Annotated in this window: 18 protein-coding genes; 7 read left to right on the forward strand and 11 right to left on the reverse strand. The window is 65.3% G+C overall.

Annotated elements, in window-relative coordinates; genetic code table 11:
• Nucleotides 1-409: 409 nt before the first annotated feature.
• From GA0061099_RS18965 to GA0061099_RS18980, 4 genes are all read left to right on the forward strand, one after another.
• A complete protein-coding gene (locus tag GA0061099_RS18965; RefSeq protein ID WP_007590701.1) occupies nt 410-562 on the forward strand; it encodes a DUF1127 domain-containing protein in 153 nt (50 codons plus the stop codon).
• A 127-nt stretch (nt 563-689) separates the two neighbouring features.
• Nucleotides 690-2,117, forward strand: coding sequence for a methylenetetrahydrofolate--tRNA-(uracil(54)-C(5))-methyltransferase (FADH(2)-oxidizing) TrmFO (trmFO, locus tag GA0061099_RS18970; protein ID WP_036028202.1), 1,428 nt, complete (start codon nt 690-692; stop codon nt 2,115-2,117).
• A gap of 7 nt (nt 2,118-2,124) precedes the next feature.
• Nucleotides 2,125-3,219, forward strand: coding sequence for an AMP-binding enzyme (locus GA0061099_RS18975; protein ID WP_074448024.1), 1,095 nt, complete (start codon nt 2,125-2,127; stop codon nt 3,217-3,219).
• Between the two features lie 95 nt (nt 3,220-3,314).
• A complete protein-coding gene (locus GA0061099_RS18980) occupies nt 3,315-3,866 on the forward strand; it encodes a CAP domain-containing protein (RefSeq protein WP_036028219.1) in 552 nt (183 codons plus the stop codon).
• Nucleotides 3,867-3,878: 12 nt separating this feature from the next.
• Here GA0061099_RS18980 and GA0061099_RS18985 read toward each other — a convergent pair whose 3' ends face one another.
• The gene (locus GA0061099_RS18985) at nt 3,879-4,352 is read right to left on the reverse strand and encodes a VOC family protein (RefSeq protein WP_008547150.1); all 474 of its coding nucleotides are present in this window, start codon (nt 4,350-4,352) and stop codon (nt 3,879-3,881) included.
• Nucleotides 4,353-4,500: 148 nt separating this feature from the next.
• Here GA0061099_RS18985 and GA0061099_RS18990 point away from each other — a divergent pair, with 148 nt between their 5' ends.
• Nucleotides 4,501-5,679 carry an aminotransferase class V-fold PLP-dependent enzyme gene (locus GA0061099_RS18990; protein ID WP_036028214.1) on the forward strand — a complete coding sequence of 393 codons (1,179 nt, stop codon included), beginning with the start codon at nt 4,501-4,503 and terminating at the stop codon, nt 5,677-5,679.
• Nucleotides 5,680-5,686: 7 nt separating this feature from the next.
• Here GA0061099_RS18990 and GA0061099_RS18995 read toward each other — a convergent pair whose 3' ends face one another.
• Genes GA0061099_RS18995 through yajC form a run of 6 tightly spaced genes read right to left on the reverse strand, consistent with a single transcriptional unit; the run spans nt 5,687 to nt 11,322 of the window.
• On the reverse strand, nt 5,687-6,928 hold the full coding sequence (locus GA0061099_RS18995) for a threonine ammonia-lyase (protein WP_036028215.1): 1,242 nt from the start codon (nt 6,926-6,928) through the stop codon (nt 5,687-5,689).
• Nucleotides 6,929-6,973: 45 nt separating this feature from the next.
• Nucleotides 6,974-7,831 carry a phytoene/squalene synthase family protein gene (locus GA0061099_RS19000; RefSeq protein ID WP_036028216.1) on the reverse strand — a complete coding sequence of 286 codons (858 nt, stop codon included), beginning with the start codon at nt 7,829-7,831 and terminating at the stop codon, nt 6,974-6,976.
• Nucleotides 7,828-8,211 (reverse strand): Mth938-like domain-containing protein, encoded by a 384-nt coding sequence (locus GA0061099_RS19005; RefSeq protein WP_028179505.1) that lies wholly within the window; start codon nt 8,209-8,211, stop codon nt 7,828-7,830. Before GA0061099_RS19005 ends, GA0061099_RS19000 begins: the two co-directional genes overlap by 4 nt.
• A 60-nt stretch (nt 8,212-8,271) precedes the next feature.
• Nucleotides 8,272-9,291: a protein translocase subunit SecF gene (secF, locus tag GA0061099_RS19010; RefSeq protein WP_036012746.1), complete on the reverse strand. Its 1,020-nt coding sequence runs from the start codon at nt 9,289-9,291 to the stop codon at nt 8,272-8,274.
• Between the two features lie 10 nt (nt 9,292-9,301).
• The gene (secD, locus tag GA0061099_RS19015) at nt 9,302-10,906 is read right to left on the reverse strand and encodes a protein translocase subunit SecD (protein ID WP_036012748.1); all 1,605 of its coding nucleotides are present in this window, start codon (nt 10,904-10,906) and stop codon (nt 9,302-9,304) included.
• 47 nt (nt 10,907-10,953) lie between these two features.
• Complete coding sequence (gene yajC, locus GA0061099_RS19020) at nt 10,954-11,322, reverse strand: preprotein translocase subunit YajC (protein WP_036012751.1); 369 nt, start codon at nt 11,320-11,322, stop codon at nt 10,954-10,956.
• Between the two features lie 182 nt (nt 11,323-11,504).
• Here yajC and GA0061099_RS19025 point away from each other — a divergent pair, with 182 nt between their 5' ends.
• Entirely contained in the window at nt 11,505-12,485 is a 981-nt protein-coding gene (locus tag GA0061099_RS19025; protein WP_036028226.1) for an ATP-binding protein, read from the forward strand.
• A 176-nt stretch (nt 12,486-12,661) separates the two neighbouring features.
• Here GA0061099_RS19025 and GA0061099_RS19030 read toward each other — a convergent pair whose 3' ends face one another.
• Together GA0061099_RS19030 and GA0061099_RS19035 are read right to left on the reverse strand one after the other, a co-directional pair.
• Nucleotides 12,662-14,047, reverse strand: a complete 1,386-nt coding sequence (locus tag GA0061099_RS19030; protein ID WP_036028228.1) for a LysM peptidoglycan-binding domain-containing M23 family metallopeptidase — start codon at nt 14,045-14,047, stop codon at nt 12,662-12,664.
• A gap of 108 nt (nt 14,048-14,155) precedes the next feature.
• Complete coding sequence (locus tag GA0061099_RS19035; RefSeq protein WP_085969151.1) at nt 14,156-14,806, reverse strand: protein-L-isoaspartate(D-aspartate) O-methyltransferase; 651 nt, start codon at nt 14,804-14,806, stop codon at nt 14,156-14,158.
• 229 nt (nt 14,807-15,035) lie between these two features.
• Here GA0061099_RS19035 and GA0061099_RS19040 point away from each other — a divergent pair, with 229 nt between their 5' ends.
• Complete coding sequence (locus GA0061099_RS19040) at nt 15,036-15,407, forward strand: response regulator (RefSeq protein WP_036012769.1); 372 nt, start codon at nt 15,036-15,038, stop codon at nt 15,405-15,407.
• Nucleotides 15,408-15,410: 3 nt separating this feature from the next.
• Here GA0061099_RS19040 and surE read toward each other — a convergent pair whose 3' ends face one another.
• Together surE and GA0061099_RS19050 are read right to left on the reverse strand one after the other, a co-directional pair.
• Nucleotides 15,411-16,178 (reverse strand): 5'/3'-nucleotidase SurE, encoded by a 768-nt coding sequence (gene surE / locus GA0061099_RS19045; RefSeq protein ID WP_036012754.1) that lies wholly within the window; start codon nt 16,176-16,178, stop codon nt 15,411-15,413.
• Between the two features lie 108 nt (nt 16,179-16,286).
• Nucleotides 16,287-16,649 carry a hypothetical protein gene (locus GA0061099_RS19050; RefSeq protein WP_036028229.1) on the reverse strand — a complete coding sequence of 121 codons (363 nt, stop codon included), beginning with the start codon at nt 16,647-16,649 and terminating at the stop codon, nt 16,287-16,289.

Raw genomic sequence — 16,649 nt, forward strand, 5'->3', positions numbered from 1 at the left:
CGCCAGCGCATCGCTCATGGGCGCATTTTCGGTATTCAATGGATCTTAAAGTGAATCTATATTCATATAATAGCGTCGCGCCCTATGCGAATCAGGCAGGCATGACTTGAGTCTATAAGCTGCTGGGTCGAACTTGCTGGCCGCTTATAGGGAACCTATTTCCGCGATGACCCATATCAATCTGTGACATAAACCCGTTATTTTACGAGTACTTATCGCCGACACCGGACGACCTTGGCCAAGCTCTGGGCGGGAGGGCCTTCCGGTTAATCATCCGTTACGTACGCCATGCGCACAGCGCTTAGCTGCATCGCAACACCGGAACTTTCGCACTGCACCACTCTCACCTATATTCATTTCAACGATGAGGCCTCAAGCAAAGGCTGAATCGAACTACAGGAGACTACCAATGCTGCTCTCGCTCATCCGCATGATTCAGGCCTTCCGGGACTATCAGCGCAATGTTGCCGAGCTGTCCCAGCTCAGCGATCGCGAATTGGCCGATATCGGCCTCGATCGCTCGGACATCCCGCGCGTTGCCGCCGGTCAGTATCAGGGCTGATATCCTTCAGCCCTTCACTAGAACGGACCGATAGCGCCCGCCTCGTGCGGGCGTTGTCGCATCTGGTGGCAGAAAACTCGATCTCGGCGATTCCACTCTCCGCCGAAAAGCGCTACCTGTCCGCCCCATGACAGGACCCCAATCCAACCTCGTCCACGTGATCGGTGCCGGCCTCGCCGGTTCGGAAGCTGCCTGGCAGATTGCGAAGTCCGGCGTGCCCGTGGTGCTGCACGAGATGCGGCCGACCCGCATGACCGACGCGCACCGCACCGACGGACTTGCCGAGCTCGTCTGCTCCAACTCGTTCCGCTCGGATGACGCCGCCAACAACGCCGTCGGCCTGCTGCATGCGGAGATGCGCCGCCTCGGCTCGCTGATCATGCGCGCGGCCGACGCCAACCAGGTGCCCGCCGGCGGCGCACTCGCGGTCGATCGCGACGGCTTCTCGGCGGCCGTCACCAAGGCGCTGAACGACCATCCCCTGATCGAGATCGCGCGCGGCGAGATCGCGGGCCTGCCGCCGGCCGCGTGGAGCAACGTCATCGTCGCCACCGGCCCCCTCACCTCCGCGCCGCTGGCCGACGCCATCCGCGAGCTCACCGACGAGAACGCGCTCGCCTTCTTCGACGCCATCGCGCCGATCGTGCACCGCGAGTCCATCGACATGTCGGTGGCCTGGTTCCAATCGCGCTACGACAAGGTCGGCCCCGGCGGCAACGGTGCCGACTACATCAACTGCCCCATGACCAAGGAGCAGTATGAGGGCTTCGTCGCCGCGCTGATCGCCGGCGAGAAGACTGAGTTCAAGGAATGGGAGACCAACACGCCCTATTTCGACGGCTGCCTGCCGATCGAGGTGATGGCTGAACGTGGCCCCGAGACGCTGCGCCATGGTCCCATGAAGCCGGTTGGCCTCACCAACCCGCACGATCCCACGACGAAACCGTACGCGATCGTGCAACTGCGCCAGGACAACAAGCTCGGCACGCTCTACAACATCGTCGGCTTCCAGACCAAGCTGAAGTATGGCGAGCAGCAGCGCATCTTCCGCACCATTCCGGGGTTGGAGAACGCCGAATTCGCCCGCCTCGGCGGCCTGCATCGCAACACCTTCCTGAACTCGCCGAAGCTGCTCGACGGCCAGCTGCGGCTGCGCGCACAGACGCGGCTGCGCTTCGCCGGCCAGATGACGGGCTGCGAAGGCTATGTGGAATCCGCCAGCGTCGGCTTGATCGCGGGTCTCTATGCAGCCGCGGAAGCGCGCGGCGAGACGCTTGTCAGCCCGCCGGCTACGACCGCACTGGGATCGCTGCTCGGTCACATCACCGGCGGCCATATCGAGACCATCGAGCCGGGCACGCGCTCGTTCCAGCCGATGAACATCAATTTCGGCCTGTTTCCACCGCTCACGAGCGTGCCAACGAAGAAGCCCGACGGCACGCGGCTGCGCGGCAACGAGAAGACGGTGGCCAAGAAGCAGGCGCTGAGCGCACGGGCGCTCGCCGATCTCGATCGCTGGATCGCCGATCACCTGCGCATTGCCGCCGCTGCGTGAGTTTGCAATGAGCTTGCCCAAAGACGACGCCGCAGAGCTGTCGGCGCGCTGGACCGAAGGCGTGATGCTCAAGCGCGACGTGTTCTCGACCGTCGAGCGCGGCCGTTTCCGCAGCGAAAGCGGCGAGATCGACGCGGTGCTGCGCCGGCTCGACGAGGTGCCATGGTGGTCGTTTCTGCTGGCACGCCACCTGTTCGCCCGCGAGAAGCAGGCCCTGGTGCGGGCCAAAGGCCTCGACGTCGGCCCCGAGCTGCTCTGGGCCGGGCGCCGCGCTCTGGTGCGCGGCTTCGTCGACGGCGTCGCGCTGCACCTGGCAAAGCCCCGTGGCGATGTCGCCTATTTCCGCTCCGCCAAGGCCGCACTGCGTCGGCTGCGCCGCGCCGGCATCTGCCACAACGATCTCGCCAAGGAGCAGAACTGGCTGGTCGGCCGCGACGGCCGCGCCTATGTCACCGACTTCCAGCTCGCCGCGTGCTTCAAGCGCCGCGGCCGGCTCTATCGCATCCTCGCCTATGAGGACCTCCGGCATCTGCTCAAGCACAAGCGCTCCTACGCGCCCGAGGCGCTGACGCCGCGAGAGCGAAAGATCCTGGCGAGGAAGTCGTTCGCCGCGAGCCTATGGCTCGCCACCGGCAAGAAGGTCTATCGCGCCATCACCCGCGGCCTGTTCAACTTCACCGATCGCGAGGGCGGCGGCCGTCGGCTCGTCAACGACGCGCCGGTGCTGGCCGAGCTGATCCGCCGGAATCCCGCCGTGCGCGACGCCGCCATCGTCGCCTTTGCCGACCGTCGCTCCGGTGTCGGGCTTTACGCCTTCGTCGAAGCCGATCAGGCCGCGCTCGAGGGCCAGCTCCGCAGCGAGCTTGCCGCCTCCAAGGGACCGAAGCCGCCCGAGCACATCCAGGTCGTGCACGCCCTGCCACGCAACGCCAGCGGCAAGCCACGCATCGAGGTCCTGCAACTGGTCGCCATGAACCAGCTCGACCTGATCGAGCCGATGATGAAGAACGAGCAGGATCGCGCCTTCCTCAAGGATATCCTGGAGCAGCGCAAGAACCTGCGCGACCGCTTCAATTTCGAGGCGAAGCTCCCGACGAGCTAGCGCGGAATCTGCGCCTTGAAGCCTCCACAATGGCGATCGAGAAGCGCTTGGATCAGGAAGGGTTGGCAGAGATCATGGGCGCTCGGGGGACGATGATGCATCGTATGGTTGGCGGAACGATCGCCGGCCTTGTGCTGCTGGCAGGGGCGCCTGCGCTGGCCGACTCACCGGCGGAGCTGATCTCCAGCTTCCGTCTCAAGCATGGTGAGGCCCGCGTCGTGCGCGACGCCACCCTCGATCGCATCGCCATGGATCAGGCCCGCGCGATGGCGGCGAAGGACGACCTCAGCCACGACACACTCGGCCCATTCAATCGCCGCGTCGCACCGGCCGGCGCGGGCCGCGCCGCAGAGAACATCGCCTACGGCTACGACAGTTTCGACAAGACGCTGGGCCAGTGGATCGACTCCTCCGGGCACCGCAAGAACCTGTTGCTGCACAATGCCTCCCGCGTCGGCATTGCCAGTGCCAAGAATGCGAGTGGCAAGCGCACCTATTGGGCCATGGTCATCGCCGGCGACTACGAGAAGGGCAAAGGCAAGAAAAAGGACAAGGAGCCCGTCGTCGCGGTGAAGCGCGAGGTACCGCCCGCGAGCAAGCCGAAGTCCGGCAACTGTCACGTCAAGCTGCTCGGCCTCTGCATCTGAGGCGCGACCGTCTCAGCCGCGGCGCGCGGCTTCGATCGCGGCGACGTCGATCTTCGTCATCCCCATCATCGCATCGAAGGCGCGCTTGGCCTCCGTGCCACCGGCGGCCAGCGCCTCGGTCAGCACCCGCGGCGTGATCTGCCAGGAGACTCCCCATCTGTCCTTGCACCAGCCGCACGCACTCTCCTGCCCGCCATTGCCGACGATGGCGTTCCAGTAGCGATCGGTCTCCGCCTGATCGTCGGTGGCGATCTGGAACGAGAAGGCCTCGTTGTGCTTGAAGACGGGTCCGCCATTGAGACCGAGACAGGCAACGCCGGCTACCGTGAACTCGACGGTCAGGACATCGCCTGCCTTGCCGGACGGATAGTCGCTGGGCGCGCGATGGACCGCACTCACCGCGCTGTCGGGAAACGTCTCGGCATAGAAGCGGGCCGCGGCTTCAGCATCCTTGTCGTACCAGAGGCAGATCGTGTTCTTTGCCATTGGGTATTCCCTGTGATTCCGTGCCAGATTGCGCTTCCGATCAGCATAGGCATCCCGATCTGCATGCTCCAGCTGGAACAGTCGTTTGCCCGAGCTTGCTCGCGTGCGTCATTGTGTCTACGAGGAACCTGAAGATGGAGGCTCTGACGTGATCGACATCAACCAGATTCGTGCCGACACGCCTGCTGCCTCCCGGCTCGCGTATCTCCACAATGCCGGTGCGGCTCTCATGCCCGCGCCCGTCGTCGCGGCGATGAAGGGACATATCGATCTCGAGAGCGAGATCGGCGGCTATGCCGCAGCCGATCGCGCGTCAGATCGGCTCGAAGCCGTTTACGGCTCAGTGGCCCGGCTCCTGAACGCATCGCCGGATGAAATCGCCCTGGTGGAGAACGCGACGGTTGCCTGGCAGATGGCGTTCTATTCGCTTTCATTTCGAGAGGGCGACCGGATCCTGACGGCCGAAGCGGAGTACGCCGCCAACTATGTTGCGTTTCTTCAGGCCGCCAAACGCACAGGCGCGGTCATCGATGTGGTGCCGAGCGATGCGACGGGCGAGTTCGACGTCGGCGCACTCGAACGTATGATCGACGAACGCGTGAAGCTGATCGCCATCACCTGGGTTCCGACCAATGGCGGGCTGACCAATCCCGCAGCGGCCATCGGCAGAATTGCGCGAGCACACGGCATCCCCTATCTGCTCGATGCCTGCCAGGCGGTCGGCCAGATGGAGGTCGACGTCGAGGCCATCGGCTGCGACATGCTGTCGGCCACGGGACGCAAATTCCTGCGGGGACCGCGTGGTACCGGCTTTCTCTATGTGCGCGGGGCGCTCCTGCAGCAGCTCGAGCCACCGATGATCGACCATTTTGCAGCGCCCTGGGTCTCGCGCGATGAATATCGGCTCCGCGACGATGCCCGCCGCTTCGAGACATGGGAGAATAATTACGCCGCCCGGCTTGGGCTCGGCGCTGCCGTCGATTATGCGCTCGACATCGGCATGGATGCCATCGAGGAGCGCTGCCGGCTGCTCGCGGGCCGCCTTCGCAGCGGCCTCGCTTCCATTCGCGGCATCACTATTCACGACCTTGGCCGCAAGCCTGGCGCCATCGTCAGCTTCACTTTGGATGGATATGAAGCGGAGGCCATTGTCAGCAGCGCCGCGGCGGCGGGCATCACAATCGGCGCTTCAGACCCGTCGAGTACCCGCATCGATGCCGAGAACCGCGAGCTGCCGCCGCTCGTCCGAGCTTCCCCCCACTACTACAACACCCAAGCCGAGATCGACCGGCTGATCGACCACGTCGCGGATTTGGCGTCACGTTAGCGCGTGCTCAGGTGCAGCGCGCGCTCAGTCCGGATGCGCTGAGCCTGGCCATCACCTCGTTGAGATGGGCGGCATCGCGGGTCTCGATGACAAGCTGCAGCAGCGTCGCCTTGGCCGGCAGGTCGGAGAAGGTCCGCTGGTGTGAGACCTCGATGATATTCGCACCCGCTTCGGCCAGCAGTGCCGCTACCGCGGCGAGCTGCCCCGGCCTGTCGGGGATATCGAGCGACAATTGCGTCAGCCGCCCCTCGCGCGCGAGCTCACGGGTGAGCACGGAGGCGATCAGCCGCGTGTCGATATTGCCTCCGCTCAGCACGAGGCCGACCTTCTCGCCGGCAAAGCGGGACGGATCGGACATCAGCGCGGCGAGGCCGGCGGCGCCGGCGCCCTCGACGACGGTCTTCTCGATCGAGATCAGGGTCGCGACTGCACGCTCGAGCTCGGCTTCGTTGACGAGCGCAATATCGTCGACGAGGCGCCGAACGATTTCGGTGGTGATCTTGCCCGGTGATTTCACCGCGATGCCCTCGGCGAGCGTATCGCCGCGCGCCGGCAGATTGCCGTCGTGAATGGCGTTGTACATCGAGGGATAGAGCCAGGCCTCGACGCCCAGTATCCTGAGCGACGGCTTGATCGACTTCGCGGCAATGGCAATCCCGCTGATCAAACCGCCGCCGCCGATCGGGACGACCAGCGTGTCGAGCTCCGGGACCGCCTTCAGCATTTCCAGCCCGATCGTGCCCTGCCCGGCGATGACGAGCGGATCGTCGTAAGGATGGACGAAGACCATGCCGTGCGCTTCACCGTGGCTGCGCGCAAAGGCGGCCGCCTCCTCCAGCGTCGCGCCCGTGACCACCACCTCGGCGCCGTGATGCCGGGTGTTCTCGATCTTCACCATGGGCGTGCCGATCGGCATCACGATGGTGGCGGGAATGCCGAGCCGCTTGGCGTGGTAGGCAACGCCTTGCGCGTGGTTGCCCGCGGACATCGCGATCACGCCCCGCGCGCGCTCCTCCGCCGTCAGCGCGGTAAGCCGGTTGAGCGCGCCGCGCTCCTTGAACGAGGAGGTGAACTGCAGGTTCTCGAATTTGAGCCAGATGTCGCAGCCGCAGATGCTGCTCAGCGTCCGGCTGTGGCTACAGGGCGTCTCGACAACGGCGCCTTGGAGGGTCTTGGCGGCGGCGCGAATGTCTTCAGGGGCGACCGGAAGGCCGCTGAGATCGAACGAGCTTTGGGACATGTCAGCCATAGGACAGCATAGAGCATTTGGGCGGGCCAGGCGATAAGCCGGCGTCTATTTGGTAAATTCACGCGATCGCGAGGCGCGCCACAGCGTCCAGAGCGTGCGCAACCGCGAGGTCGGCTGCAACCTAAACGGATTGCGTCCCGGGCGCGACAGGCGCTCGAGATCGGCCTGCGCCTGGCGCAGCGGCAGAAACGCCGGCCGCAACGGCGGCGCCAGCTGCGCCAGCAGCGATGAAGCCGCGGTCATATGCTGCCGGGCTTCACCCGCCAGTTGCTCAAGCACCGCATGGAGATTGGGTGTTTCCTTGCCGGCGAAGACATCCTCCATGCTGCAATCGTGCTTCTCCAGCACCTGCTGCGGCACGAACAATTGCCGGTGCGCGGCATCGCGCGGCAGATTGGCTATGACCTGCACGATACCCTGCGCCAGCCCGGCATGGCGGGCGACATGCTCGGCCGCCTCCGAAGGCGGTCCCAACACCTGCGCTGCCAGGGCGAACAGCGCCGATGAGGTCGCCGCGAGGTAACCTTCCAGTGCGGCCATCGTCGGCATCGGGTCGTTGTAGAGATCGAACTGATGCTCCTCGGCAAGCAGCGACAGCGACTCGACCGGCAGGTCGAAATCGCGAATCGCGCGAAGCAGCTCGGCCGCCACCGGATTGCCTTCGGCGCTGCCATGGACGTGGCCCGACAGCATGTCGGTCCACCATTGCAGGCGGATCTCGCCGGGCAAGGGCTGGCTCACCTGGTCGCGGATGCGAACGATCTCGACGTTGAAGGCATAGATCGCCAGTAACGCGCGGCGCTCGGCGGCCGGCGCGAACAGGGTCGCGGCGTAGCGGGGAAAGTCGTGGCTGCGCACGAGATCGGCGCAGAACGCGGCGGAGTCGGATGGCCGGTTGCTCATGGCACGGCGATCAGCGCGGCGGCAACCCGCCGCCGTTCGCCGATCATGATGTTGTAGGTGCGCACGGCCGGGCCGGTCTGCATCGTGTCCAGTACAACCCTCACCGCCTTGAGCGCCTGACGCAGCTCCGGCGGCGGCAGCCACAGCCCCGTTCCAGTGCCGACCAGGAGCGTGTCGATGCTGTTGGCCGCCGTGAACACCCGATCCAGCGAGTAGCGGTCGATCTTCGCGGGGTCGGTCACGTCCCAAGCCCAGATCGCGTCGGGCAGACAGAGCAGCGAGCCCCGATGCGACATGCCGGCAAAGGCGAAGCCGCCCTTGCCGTAGGCATCGATCGGCGCCGAGCGCGGAAAATGCGGAGCGTTGGGATCGCCGGCCATGAGCTTCGTCCGAATGGGCTTACTGCCCTCGCAAACGCGTGCAAGGGCATGAGGTTCGGATCATGCCTTGCTTTTCTTCGCCGGCGTCGCCGTATCGGGCGCGTCTTCGCGGTGCTCGCCGACGCCGAGATAGATCAGGATCGGCGCTGCAATGAAGATCGAGGTGTAGGTGCCGACCAGCACCACGCCGAACATCATTACCGCGGTGAAGCTGTGGATGGCATGGCCGCCGAACAAGAGCAGCGCGAGCAGCGCGAGCGTCACCGTGACGTGGGTGATGATCGAGCGCGACAGCGTCGAGTTGATGGATTCATTGAGCAGCTGCGGCATCGGCATCTTCTTGTAGCGACGCAGCATTTCCCGGATGCGGTCGTAGATGACGACGGTATCGTTGAGCGAATAGCCGAGAATGGTCAGCAACGCCGCGATGCTGGTCAGGTCGAAATCGACCTGGCTGATCGACATGAAGCCGATCGTCAGCACGATGTCGTGCACGTTGGCGATCATGGCGCCCAGCGCGAACTGCCATTCGAACCGGAACCAGAGATAAATCAGGATCCCAACGATCGCGAGCATCAGGCCAAGCATGCCGTAGGCCAGGAGCTCGCCCGCGACGCGCGGACCCAGCACCTCGGTGCGCTGAATGTCGACACTGTCGCCAAGCGCGCCACGAAGCTTCTGCAGGGCTGCCTGCTGGGCCGCGTCGCCACCCGGCTGCTCCGCAACGCGGATCAGGACGTTCTCCGGACCGCCGAACTGCTGCAGCTGGACCTCGCCGAGGCCCAGGCCGTCGAGCGAGGTACGCATTGCCGCGATGTCGGCGGTGCCGGACTTCGCCTTCACCTCCAGCAGCGTGCCGCCCTTGAAGTCGATACCGAGGTTCAGGCCATGGGTGAAGAACAGCACGATCGCGACGATCGACAGCGCCGCCGAGATCGGAAAGCTGATGCGACGGAAGCGCGTGAAGTCGAAATGCGTATCGTCGGGGACGATGCGCAGCGACGGCAGCAGGCCGAGGGCCGAGACCACGGTGAGGATGGCAATGAGGACGCCGAGCCCGATGAGAACGGTGTGAGTCACGATCAGGCTCCTAGATCGGCACGCTCTGCGGCCGCTTCCACCGCACCCACCAGGCGACGATCAGCCGGGTCAGGGTGAAGGCGGTGAACACCGTGGTGATGATGCCGATGCCGAGCGTCACGGCAAAGCCGCGCACCGGACCGGTGCCGATGTAGAACAGCACCGCGGCAGCAATGAAGGTGGTGATGTTGGAATCGAGGATGGTGGCGAGCGCCCGCTTGAATCCGGCGTCGATCGCCGAGATCGCATTGCGGCCGCCGCGCAATTCCTCGCGGATGCGTTCGTAGATCAGCACGTTGGAGTCGACCGCGATGCCGACGGTGAGCACGATGCCGGCGATGCCGGGCAGCGTCAGCGTGGCGTTGAGCAGCGACAATAAGCCGAAGATCATGGCGACGTTGATGGCCACCGCGATGTTGGCGAACACGCCGAACAGCCGGTAGGTCAGCAGCATGAAGATGATGACGAGGATCGAGCCGACATAGGCCGCGAGCTGGCCCTTCTCGATCGAGTCCTGGCCGAGTCCTGGACCCACGGTGCGCTCCTCGACCACCGTGAGCGGTGCCGGCAATGCGCCGGCGCGCAGGAGAATCGCGAGATCGTTGGCCGATTGCACCGTGAAATTGCCGGAGATCTGGCCCTGGCCGCCGGTGATGGGCTCACGGATGACGGGCGCCGAGATCACCTTGTTGTCCAGCACGATCGCGAACGGCAGTCCCACGTTCTCCTGCGTGGCCTGCGAGAATTTGCGCGCGCCCGAGGTGTTGAACTTGAAGCTGACGACCGGCTCACCCGTGCGCTGGTCGAAGGTCGCCTGCGCATCGGTCAGGTCGCCGCCGGCGACCAGCACCTGCTTCTTGACCACATAGGGCGTCGGCGGAGGCGAGGCGCTCATCAGCAGTTCGGATTCCGGCGGCACCCTGCCCGCTTGCGCCTGATCCGGCGGCACGGAGGTGTCGACCATGCGGAATTCCATCTTCGCGGTCCTGCCCAGCAGTTCCTTCAGGCGGGTCGGGTCCTGAAGACCGGGGACCTGCACCAGGATGCGGTCGTTGCCCTGGCGCTGGATGACGGGCTCGACGGTGCCGAGCTCGTTGACGCGGCGTTCGACGATCTGGATCGACTGCTCGATGGTCTTGCGCAGGCGATCGAGCACCGCAGCCTGCGGGACGCTCAGGCGGATCACCCCGCCGCCGGCATCAGTCACCTCGAGGTCGCGCTGACCGCTGGATCCCATCAGGCCGCCCAGCGGCTGGGACAGCTCGCGCAACTTGGCAAGCGCCGGCTGCGCATCGGTCTCCTTGGTGATGCGAACCTCGACGGCATCGTTGCGCACGGTGACGCCGCCGGTGAATCCGATCTTGGCGTCGCGCAGGGTCCGGCGAACGTCGTCGCGGACCTGGTCGAGCCGCTCCTTCTTCACATAGGCAGCGTCGACCTCGAGCAGCAGATAGGAGCCGCCCTGGAGGTCGAGGCCGAGCACGATGCGGCGCTGCGCCCAGGCGGGCCAGCTCTTGACTTGCGCCTCGGGGAAGAAGTTGGGGACCGCGCAGAGGCACACGATCAGCGCCGTCAGGATAATCCCCAGCGCCTTCCACCGCGTGAAATACAACATCGACTGGACCTGTCAGATCAGGAGACTTGAGACTCGCGGTGAAGCTCTCACTTCGCCGCGGTGTCGTCCTTGGCGCTCTCTTTTGCGCTTTCCTTGGCCGGCTCGCCCTTGGCGCGCACGCCCGAGATCATCTGGCGCATCTGCCGCACGCGCACGCCGTCGGAAATCTCGAACTCGATCTGGTCGTCGTCGACCACCTTGGTTACCTTGCCGACGAGGCCTCCCGAGGTCACGATGGTGTCGCCGCGGCGGATATTCTTCACGAGCTCGGCGTGGTCGCGGACCTTCTTCTGCTGCGGGCGCAGAATCAGGAAGTACATGATCACGAAGATCAGGGCGAACGGCAGCAGCGACATCAACATGCTGTTGGTGTCGCCAGCGGCCGCGGCCTGGGCATACGCAGGGGTAATCAGCATTCGGACGATCCTCGTGAAAACGGGGGAAAGCCGGTCAGGCCCTCAAAGGCGACCGGTTCGGTCAAATTCGCGCGGACTATAGCGGCCATTGCCCCAATTGCAACGCTGCCAGACTGCCCTTTTGGGCCACCTTGCGGCGGCCCGTCAGGCCCGATAAGGCTGCGTTCTCAGGAACTTCGGACATGCCCAAAAACCATAGCAAAAGCCCGGCCGGCAAAGGCCCCCGCACCCCTGCCAACAAGCCCACCCGCCTCGCGGCAAAACGCCCCACGGCGGCGGTCACCAAGGCAGGCCCGGACCTCCCGCAGGAGCGCATCGTCCGCGCCCTGGAGACCATTGCGGCGCACCTCTCCGCGCAGGGCAAGCCGGCGGTCGAGGCCGAGTCGTTCAAGCGGGCGGACGCCTATGTCTGGCATCCCGACGGACGCCTCTCGGCGGTGCCGCGCGTGAGCCGCGTCGAGCTGTTCCTGCTCAAGGGCGTCGACCGGATGCGCGACATCCTGATGGAGAACACCGAGCGTTTCGCCAACGGCCTGCCCGCCAACAACGCCCTGCTCTGGGGCGCACGCGGCATGGGCAAGTCGTCGCTGGTGAAGGCGGCGCATGCCAGCATCAACGCGGAGCGCAAACCGGCCGACAAGCTCAAGCTGATCGAGATCCACCGTGAGGACATTGAGAGCCTGCCGGCCCTGATGGAGCAGCTGCGGGCCTCCTCCTTCCGTTTCATCGTGTTCTGCGACGACCTCTCCTTCGACGGCAATGATGCCTCCTACAAGTCGCTCAAGGCGGTCCTCGAAGGCGGCATCGAGGGCCGGCCCGAGAACGTCATCCTCTACGCCACCTCCAACCGGCGCCATCTGCTGGCGCGCGAGATGATCGAGAACGAGCGCTCGACCGCGATCAATCCGGGCGAAGCGGTGGAGGAGAAGGTCTCGCTGTCGGATCGCTTCGGCCTCTGGCTCGGCTTCCACCGCTGCAGCCAGGACGAATATCTCGCCATGGTGCGCGGCTATTGCAGCCATTTCGGGATCAGGGTCGACGACGAGACGCTCGAGCGCGAGGCGCTGGAATGGTCGACGACGCGCGGCTCGCGCTCGGGCCGCGTCGCCTGGCAGTTCGTGCAGGAGCTGGCGGGACGGCTGGGTGTGAAGCTGACGGCGTAGTAGCGCGAGCTGTTACCCCGAATTCAACTGTCATCGCCCGCCTTGTGCGCACTTGCGCACTGGAGCGGGCGATGCAGTATTCCAGAGACGGTTGTTGTCAATCGAGAGGCCGCGGCGTACTGGGTCACCCGGTCGAGCCGGGCGACGACACCGTTCGTGCGGAGGCTACGTAAGTCTCACGCCCCGTTGAGGAATTGAAGCGGGTCAACCGGGCTCGATCCCTTGCGGATCTCGAAGTGGAGCTGCGGCGACGCCACCTCCCCGGATTGACCCGACTTGGCAATGACCTGGCCGCGCTTGATGGTATCGCCGCGCTTCACCAACAGCTCACTCGCATGGGCATATGCGGTGACGTAGCCGTTGGAGTGCCGAACCAGAACCAGATTGCCGTAACCCTTCAGCTCGTTGCCGGAATAGGCGACGACGCCATCTTCGGCCGCCTTGACCGGCGTCCCCTCGGGCACCGCCAGATTGATGCCGTCATTGGACTTGCCATTGGTCTTGGCACCGTAGCTCGTGACCACCTTGCCGCGGACGGGCCAGCGGAAGGTCGGCAGCGCGCCGGTGGCCTCCGCAGCCTTCGCCGGCGTCTCGGCAGCCTTCTCTTCCACATTGCTCGTGGCCTGGGCGAGCCGCGCGCTCTGCACGGGCGCGGCGGCAGTGGCCATCTTGGTCGCGGGTGCCGGAGCTGCCGCAACAGGCTGGAGCGTTCCGGCCACCGGTGCAGCCGCGACCGGAGCCGCAGCAACCGGCGCCGCGACGGCGGCGGTCTTGGCGCCGGGCACGGTCAGCTTGGTGCCGAGCTTCAGCTTTGCCGACGGATCGATGCCGTTGGCACGGGCGAGCTCTGCCGCCGAGATGCGGTTCTTGCGCGCGATGCTGGCGAGCGTGTCGCCGCGGTTGACGAAGTGCGTGCTCGGCGGTGCCGCGACGGCAGCAACCGGCTTCGCCGCAGGCGCTGCGGCGACTGGAGCTGTCGCTGGCGCCGGCGCCGCTGCCGTTGCCGGCGACGGAATGATCAGTTGCTGGCCGGGCGAGAGCGCCCGCGGACCCTTGTAGCCGTTGGCGGCAAGGATCGCCTGCGGCGTGACGCGATAGCGCTTGGCGAGCACGTCGAGCGTGTCGCTGGTGCCGACGATGATCTTGGTCCCGCCGGCCGGCTGGGCTGCCGCGACCGACCGCGGCGGGACAGTGGCCGTGGTCTCCAGATGCGGTTGCGCCGGAGGCGCATATGAGCTGACGCCGCGTCCGCCGCCGGACACCCCGCCCCCGGAGGCAACGGGATAGGACTGCGGGGCAGATACCGCGGGCGGAGGCAAAGCCTGCGACTGGTAATAACCGGGCTGCGTCTGCGGCCGCGCATATTGCGGCAACTCACGCTGCGGCGGCGGCGGCTGCTGCACCGAACCGGTCTGCTCGGAGGCGAAAGGATTGGAGAAGTTGGTCTGGGACAGCCGCGACGACATGTCGGCGCTGCACCCTGCAAAGCTGAAGGAGATCAGCGCCAGCACCGCGACCTGCGGCACGCGGCGCGAGTAAAGCAACTCGGCGACAGCGGACATGGTTACTCACTCGTACGCAACAGAACTGGTGTTTTAAGTAAACACGCGGCGAGTAAATAACGGCTTAACCCTCACAATAAGATGTTGGCGGCACTGCCGATCCGGATTCTACAGCTCCCGCGCCACCCCGGGCAGTGCCGGCACGAAGCGGACCTCGACGAGTTCCTTGCGCTCGATTCCGGTTTCGCTGCGGGCCAGCCGGGTCAGCGTCTGCACGCCCTGATGCGGGCCGACCGGGGCAATCAGGATGCCCCCGACCTCAAGCCGCTCGACCAGGTTCTCCGGTATCTGCTCCATCGCCGCGGTGACGATGATGCGATCGAACGGGCCGATGTTGGGAGGCAGATTGAGACCGTCACCGAGCATCACCTCGACATTGTGACAATCGAGCTTCTCAAGCCGGGCGCGTGCCGTGTCGGCGAGCTTACGATAGCGCTCGACGGTCAGGACCTGGCCGGCGAGCCGCGATAGCACGGCGGCCTGGTAGCCGGAGCCGGTGCCGATTTCGAGCACCCGGTGCTGCTTCTGGAGCTGGAGCTGCTCGGTCATGTAGGCGACGACGAAGGGCTGGCTGATGGTCTGCCCGCAGGCGATCGGCAGCGCGCTGTCACGATAGGCGCCCTCGCGATCGGCCTCGTCGACGAAAAGCTCGCGCGGCACCTCTTCCATGGTCCGCAGCACGGCCTGATCGCTGATGCCCCGACGCCTCAGCGTGAGCTGAAACATCATCTTTTCCGGCGGGTGCTGGTGGGACGTCATTGCTGCTATCGCTCGTCTCGTCTGGCGGATCGCCGTACTGCACCGCAAGAACCCGAGACGAGAATCTTGTTCCGGCTCAGGAACTCATGATATCCTTTCGGCACAGCATTTGACCACAACAAGGCCTTCAAAGCGCTAAGCCATTTGCGAGGTTTGCGTTCGCCGAAACGCGCATTGCGTCGCCTATCGTTATCTGCGAACGTTTACGAGAATGGGCAAGGACTCAACCATGACTGCGACAGGGCTTTCGGGCCGCTCTGTTTTCCTCGTCGAGGACGAGGTCATGATCAGAATGATGGTCGCAGACATGCTGGAGGAGCTTGGCTACAAGGTTGCCGCCGAAGCGGGCGACATCAATGAGGCCATGCGGCTTGCGCAATCCACCGAGTTCGATCTCGCCATTCTCGACGTCAACGTCAACGGCAAGGTCATCTCGCCGGTCGCCGATGTCATCATGGCCAAGGGCTGCCCGTTCATCTTCGCCACCGGCTACGGCTCCTCCGGCCTGCCCGAGCAATATCGCGACCGGCCGGCGCTCCAGAAGCCGTTTCAGCTCGACGCGCTCGGCAAGACCATCGAGGCTGCGCTTCGCGGCGGCTAACCTTTATTTCAGGGTGAGGCCAAGCTGCTCCGAAAACGCCTCGTCGGTGCGGTCGAGCCTGAGCGGGGTGACCGAGACGTAGCGCTCGCGCAGCGCCGCGAGATCGGTGCCGTCGGCGGGCGTGTCGAGCATCGCGGTCCGCTCGAAGCCGATCCAGAAATAAGGATTACCGCGGCCGTCCCGGCGCTCGTCGATCCTGAGGAAGCCGAGATTGCGCTTGCCTTGCCGCGTGACGCGGATGCCAAGCACATCCTCCGGCGCGCAGGATGGGAAGTTGATGTTGATGACGGTGTCCTTCGGAACGCCGGCGGCGATCACCTTGCGCAGGATATCGGGCCCGAATTTGCGGGCCGTGTCCCACGGCGGCCGTTCGCGGGTCTCGACGCTGAACTCCTGCGACAATGCGAATGACGGCAACCCCAGGATGGTGCCTTCCAATGCGCCGGCAATGGTGCCGGAATAGACCACGTCCTCGGCGACGTTGCGGCCCTTATTGACGCCGGACAGCACGAGATCGGGCAGCTTGGCTCCCAGGATATGGCGCGCTCCCATGATGACGCAGTCGGTCGGCGTGCCGCGCACGGCGAAGTGCCGTGGGCCGACCTCGCGCAGACGCAAGGGATCGTTCAGCGACAGCGAGTGCGACACGCCGGACTGGTCGAGCTCGGGCGCCACCACCCAGACATCATCGGTCAAAGCGCGCGCAATCTCCTCCACGACCTTGAGGCCGGGAGCGTGGATGCCGTCGTCATTGGTGCAGAGAATGCGCATGCGGAAGGTTCGATTCCTGAAAGCGGGTCTGAGCCGTCTTATCCGGCCAGCGCCGATCAGGCAAACCGGACGATTGCGGTCCGGCGGCTGGTTCCCTGGCTGGTCCCGCTAGCGGCGAACGCGCCATTGCGGCAGGAAGCGCGCAAGCCGGCCTTCTGCACGCAGTTGCATCGCCGGCACGACCGGGTTCACGACGGAAGCCTCGATGACGCCGAGCGCCTTCAGCTGCGCGACGAACGGATCGGACGTCGGCTCCTGCGGAAAGCGTTCGCGTGCCACGCTCAGCGCCTTGTCGAAATCCGCGGCATTGACCCCGGGCTTGGCCCGCCGGCTCTGCACGAGATCATCGTCCCAGAGCCGCGCGATCCCGATGTCGAGAACGCCGCGCAGGCGCTGATCGATGGCCTGGATCCCGGCCCCCGTCACCGCCCATTGTCTTCCGACCCAGAAGATGTCGCAGTGCAAGGCCAT

This window comes from Bradyrhizobium yuanmingense (genome assembly GCF_900094575.1).
GTDB lineage: Bacteria > Pseudomonadota > Alphaproteobacteria > Rhizobiales > Xanthobacteraceae > Bradyrhizobium > Bradyrhizobium yuanmingense.

Bases quoted from the DNA above. Each gene is read 5' to 3' on its own strand.
- GA0061099_RS19005 (WP_028179505.1), bottom strand. From the start codon at position 8,211: ATGGCCGGCGATCCCAACGCTCCGCATTTTCCGCGCTCGGCGCCGATC.
- surE (WP_036012754.1), bottom strand. From the start codon at position 16,178: ATGCGCATTCTCTGCACCAATGACGACGGCATCCACGCTCCCGGCCTC.
- GA0061099_RS19030 (WP_036028228.1), bottom strand. From the start codon at position 14,047: ATGTCCGCTGTCGCCGAGTTGCTTTACTCGCGCCGCGTGCCGCAGGTC.
- GA0061099_RS19035 (WP_085969151.1), bottom strand. From the start codon at position 14,806: ATGACGTCCCACCAGCACCCGCCGGAAAAGATGATGTTTCAGCTCACG.
- GA0061099_RS18975 (WP_074448024.1), top strand. From the start codon at position 2,125: ATGAGCTTGCCCAAAGACGACGCCGCAGAGCTGTCGGCGCGCTGGACC.
- trmFO (WP_036028202.1), top strand. From the start codon at position 690: ATGACAGGACCCCAATCCAACCTCGTCCACGTGATCGGTGCCGGCCTC.
- GA0061099_RS18980 (WP_036028219.1), top strand. From the start codon at position 3,315: ATGCATCGTATGGTTGGCGGAACGATCGCCGGCCTTGTGCTGCTGGCA.
- GA0061099_RS18995 (WP_036028215.1), bottom strand. From the start codon at position 6,928: ATGGCTGACATGTCCCAAAGCTCGTTCGATCTCAGCGGCCTTCCGGTC.
- GA0061099_RS18965 (WP_007590701.1), top strand. From the start codon at position 410: ATGCTGCTCTCGCTCATCCGCATGATTCAGGCCTTCCGGGACTATCAG.
- GA0061099_RS19040 (WP_036012769.1), top strand. From the start codon at position 15,036: ATGACTGCGACAGGGCTTTCGGGCCGCTCTGTTTTCCTCGTCGAGGAC.
- yajC (WP_036012751.1), bottom strand. From the start codon at position 11,322: ATGCTGATTACCCCTGCGTATGCCCAGGCCGCGGCCGCTGGCGACACC.
- GA0061099_RS18985 (WP_008547150.1), bottom strand. From the start codon at position 4,352: ATGGCAAAGAACACGATCTGCCTCTGGTACGACAAGGATGCTGAAGCC.
- GA0061099_RS19050 (WP_036028229.1), bottom strand. From the start codon at position 16,649: ATGGCCTTGCACTGCGACATCTTCTGGGTCGGAAGACAATGGGCGGTG.
- secD (WP_036012748.1), bottom strand. From the start codon at position 10,906: ATGTTGTATTTCACGCGGTGGAAGGCGCTGGGGATTATCCTGACGGCG.
- GA0061099_RS19025 (WP_036028226.1), top strand. From the start codon at position 11,505: ATGCCCAAAAACCATAGCAAAAGCCCGGCCGGCAAAGGCCCCCGCACC.
- GA0061099_RS19000 (WP_036028216.1), bottom strand. From the start codon at position 7,831: ATGAGCAACCGGCCATCCGACTCCGCCGCGTTCTGCGCCGATCTCGTG.